This is a genomic window from Lentilactobacillus parakefiri (assembly GCF_002157585.1).
GTDB classification, from domain to species: domain Bacteria; phylum Bacillota; class Bacilli; order Lactobacillales; family Lactobacillaceae; genus Lentilactobacillus; species Lentilactobacillus parakefiri.
Window position 1 is genome coordinate 6,792 of sequence record NZ_BDGB01000061.1, and the last position, 4,046, is coordinate 10,837.

A 4,046-nucleotide genomic window follows, 5' to 3' on the forward strand; every position below is an offset into this window, starting at 1 on the left:
ATCTGCTGTTCTTCATGTTGATTAATAACAGACCCAGAACCCGTACCGTTCTGAGTAATATTTGTCTTGCTATCAGCATATACGGTCATACCATTATTAGATGATATCCATATTAACCCTAATAACGAAAATAAGACTAGTCCCATCATAAATAAAAGTCGACGATGCCTAGATTTATTACTCATACTCTTGCCTCCTTCTTTGTTTTCTATGCGCAATACTAAAGATTATCACATGCTCTTATATTACCATATTTTTATAGGAAAGTTCACACTAACTTCACCAACCGTCAATAGTGATATCACTAGTGTTAGCGTAGTTATCAAATATATGTTCCCGATGACATAACAAAGGCGCTGTATCGACAGTGAAAAAGCCGGCACAGCGCCTTTTGTTATATTCAAACTCTGGTCTCCTCTATAGGATTTTTCATTTTCATATTCATACCTGTCTAACAGTACGAACTACCAAGAGAACATATTATCTAAAATAGTATTATCTATACTTCATAAAACGGCCACTAGGGTATACCCTAGTGGTCTTTTTTATTTCTGTGCTATAATAGGAATTACAAGTGTTCATTAGAACTGTCCAAAAGGAGAATTGGAAATGGCTAAAATCGGTTATGCGCGTGTGAGTTCCAAGGAGCAACATTTAGATCGGCAGTTAGCGGCTTTAAAAGAGGTTGATAAACTATTTACGGATAAATTAAGTGGAGCTAACACTAATCGGCCAGAACTGCAAAAAATGCTGGCCTATATCCGTGAAGGTGATATTGTCCTGGTCACTGAATTAGATCGCTTGGGCCGAAACAACCAGGACTTAACTAAAATCATGAACACCATTCAAAATAAAGGCGCCACCCTAGATGTGTTAAATTTGCCGTCCATGACAGGGATTGCGGATCCTAACTTACGTCAACTGATGACCAACCTCATTATTGAACTGTATAAGTATCAGGCTGAAAGTGAGCGTAAGCGGATTATTGAGCGTCAACAACAAGGGATTTCTCTGGCCAAGCAGCAGGGCAAATATCATGGACGCAAACCCCAATACACCCAAGACGACCCCCGCTTGCAACATGCTTTTAAACTGTATCAGGCAGGCATGAGTGATGTAGATGTTGCCCGTAATACCGGCATTAAACGAACGACCTTTATCAGGTATCGAAAGAAATACAAGATTAAACGAAAATGACTAACAAAGCGGTACTTTTTGTAATGCAACTTAATTTAGTTGCATTTTTTGTGATTCTGTTTATTTACAAAAAGCATGTAATGTGGTATTTTATATATACACAATATAATGCAAATAAAGGAGAATGCTTTATGGACATTTTTAGCTTAGATTTAGGAAACAAACAGACCAAATTAAAAAGCAGCAAAGCTGAATATGTACTGCCTTCAAGATATTTAAACCAAGCAGACATGCCGATGTCAGTTGGCAATTCTACAATGAATAATGACCTACACACTTATTCAGTCCCTTTTAGCGACGATAAGTACGTATGGGGTCGAGATATTGACCGACTTCACCTTGACGAATATTTAGCAGATACAATCATGTATGGTGCTCGATACAATAGTGAAGCATTTAAATTACTAGCCAATTTTGCGCTGGGATTACTAGCAAGTGATTTCAAAGCGGCTAAAGATCAAGTTTTAGAAGTAGTCGTCACTGCTGGACTTCCAACTGGAGATTACGCTGACCAAGGACAATTAAAAGCTTTATTAAAAGTCCTAGAGGGCCAACATCAAGTTACTATTGACGATAAAATTGTGACGGTAAGAGTTCGTAAAGTCTATATTTTGCCCCAACCAATCGGCACCTTATATAACGAATTACTAGACGATGAAGGCTTTATCCAGAACAAAGATCTATTAGACGAAAAAGTCGGCATTGTTGACGTAGGTGGTGGAACAATACTGATTGATACGATTTTAAACTTTGAGCTAAGTGGCAAAAATCGCCATCAATTTAATACCGGCGTAAATGATCTATATGAAGCCATTGCCAACGGGATTAATGGTGATACTAGCCTTTATCAATTAGAAAAAGATTTACGAAAGGGAAACCAGCAACATCATTGGAGCTACCGATTTTCTAAAAATCGTCAAGATGATATTACTGATTTGGTTTGCAAGGAAATTGACCGGTTTACCCGGCGCTTAGTTGCTAATGTAACTTCAACGTTAAAGAACCTTAATAGTATTGATACTTTGTTCTTTACCGGTGGTGGAGCCAATTTGCTTAACCAAAAAATCTTGAATACTACTTTCACTAACGCAGTTATTGTTAAAAATACAGAAGTTGCTAATGTTAACGGCTTTTATAAGTACGGATTAAGTCAACAAGCTCAAAACGAAGGGAGCAAGTAATCATGGGAAAAGTTAAAACCTTGAACGTCCGACTAAATCCCGAGAAAATTGTCGACAAAGAAATCCTTGATTACTTTGATAAATCATTAATTCCTAAAACCACACTTGTTAAAACCGCTTTAATTCACGAAATTGAACGGTTAAAAGCTCAAGGTGATCCTTATGTTAAAGATGAATTAAAAGCTCCAGAAGCACCTAAAAATAGCACAGAATCACCATCTGATTCCAAAGAACGCTTGCAAGAAGGATTTAATGCCTTTTCAGACAATGATATTTAGAAAGAGGGCCTTGTTATGGGAATTCCAATCAAAAGCTGGCAAAATATACAAAACCAAATAAAGTTGCCGCTAGGTAAGCGCTATGCTAGACTAAGATTAATTTAACAACCGAATAAAGAGATCAAGCTAAACATAAAAATCCCCGATTCACGAGGAATCAGGGATTTTGGGTTTAGCAAGTAGCTATAGGACAGCTACTTAGATTCAGTCGATTTTCACCGGCAAGTTAAAATCGACTGAACATTGTTCTTAATTTGTAAGTTAATTATACCGCAAACCAGTCCCCGAGGACAAGTTAAGGATAGTTAAAAACAAATTGAAGTCAATGGACTAAGTAGCTAACTGAAGCTATTTAGTCCATTTTTGTTGTTAGAAATTAAAAAAAGTTGCCGACTGGGCAACTCACAAACAGACACATGCTGATAAATTACAAAGTTCTCACAACCAATGAATGCTTTGTAATTCAGTTAGAGCATATCAGATTTGTATTTTAAAACAAGTCAGATGTTTTAGCAACTCTCTTTTGAGCCAGCATGGGTCGGACATAGAAAGGGAGTTTTTATAATGGATCAATCAAACTTCAACTTTACAAATGCTAAAAGGGCCTATGAAGTAAAGTTCTACGCTTTGCCGCAGATCTTACTCCAAGGGGAAAAATATAAGGATCTTAGCGATAGTGCCATTTTACTTTATTCGGTGTTACGCGATCGTCTAAGTTACTCACTAAGCAATAATTGGGTTGACGAAAATAACAACGTATATTTCATATACACAAACAATGAACTAAAAGATTTACGAAACTGGTCAAATAATAAAATCAATAAGATTAAACACGAATTAATGGACGCAAACCTTTTGTATCAAAAACATATGGGTTTTAATCCAAGATCAGGCAAAAACGAACCAAATAGATTATATTTGGCAGATTTGGAAGTAACAGCAAAAGACGTTTATATTAAGCGAGAACCAGAAAAATCGTTTGAATCCCTTGATACAAGCGGACTTCTCAAAAAGAGAAACCCGCATGATACCGTTGAATCCCTTGATACAAGCGGACTTCTCAAAAAGAGAAACCCGCATGATACCGTCTCTTACACGTCTGAATCCCTTGGTACAAGCGGACTTCTCAAAAAGAGACAAGATCTAGACTATACTAATAATTTAGATACTAATAGATACCATATAGATACTCAAAAGTTAGACTTTTCCACAGCTTATTTCTCATCAGCAGAACTAGAAAAGCAAAATCGTGATCTAGTCAAACATGCCAAAGACTTCTTAACTTATGAAACTAATGGGTTACCAATTTTCTTGGAACCAGAGGCCATTCAACTACTGAGTTTTTGGTGCCGTACGCCTCAACAAATGCACCACTTTATCCGTATCATTT

At 36.8% G+C, this 4,046-nt stretch carries 5 protein-coding genes; 4 read left to right on the plus strand and 1 reads right to left on the minus strand.

Annotated features, from left to right (window positions below; all coding sequences use genetic code 11):
- Positions 1 to 185 (minus strand): hypothetical protein (locus LPKJCM_RS13555; protein WP_225364151.1); only part of this gene is annotated, 185 nt, incomplete at its 3' end.
- 424 nt (positions 186 to 609) lie between these two features.
- Here LPKJCM_RS13555 and LPKJCM_RS06590 point away from each other — a divergent pair.
- The 4 genes from LPKJCM_RS06590 to LPKJCM_RS06605 all read left to right on the plus strand — a co-directional run.
- The gene (locus LPKJCM_RS06590; RefSeq protein ID WP_057961792.1) at positions 610 to 1,197 is read left to right on the plus strand and encodes a recombinase family protein; all 588 of its coding nucleotides are present in this window, start codon (positions 610 to 612) and stop codon (positions 1,195 to 1,197) included.
- A 131-nt stretch (positions 1,198 to 1,328) separates the two neighbouring features.
- A complete protein-coding gene (locus LPKJCM_RS06595) occupies positions 1,329 to 2,378 on the plus strand; it encodes a ParM/StbA family protein (protein WP_035181467.1) in 1,050 nt (349 codons plus the stop codon).
- 2 nt (positions 2,379 to 2,380) lie between these two features.
- Positions 2,381 to 2,656 carry a hypothetical protein gene (locus LPKJCM_RS06600; RefSeq protein ID WP_057961791.1) on the plus strand — a complete coding sequence of 92 codons (276 nt, stop codon included), beginning with the start codon at positions 2,381 to 2,383 and terminating at the stop codon, positions 2,654 to 2,656.
- A gap of 564 nt (positions 2,657 to 3,220) precedes the next feature.
- On the plus strand, positions 3,221 to 4,046 hold an 826-nt coding region (locus tag LPKJCM_RS06605; RefSeq protein ID WP_087069583.1), incomplete at its 3' end, for a replication initiator protein A.

What these genes read in the sequence shown, in the direction of transcription:
- LPKJCM_RS06590 (WP_057961792.1), top strand. Translation starts at nt 610, where the DNA reads ATGGCTAAAATCGGTTATGCGCGTGTGAGTTCCAAGGAGCAACATTTA.
- LPKJCM_RS06600 (WP_057961791.1), top strand. Translation starts at nt 2,381, where the DNA reads ATGGGAAAAGTTAAAACCTTGAACGTCCGACTAAATCCCGAGAAAATT.
- LPKJCM_RS06595 (WP_035181467.1), top strand. Translation starts at nt 1,329, where the DNA reads ATGGACATTTTTAGCTTAGATTTAGGAAACAAACAGACCAAATTAAAA.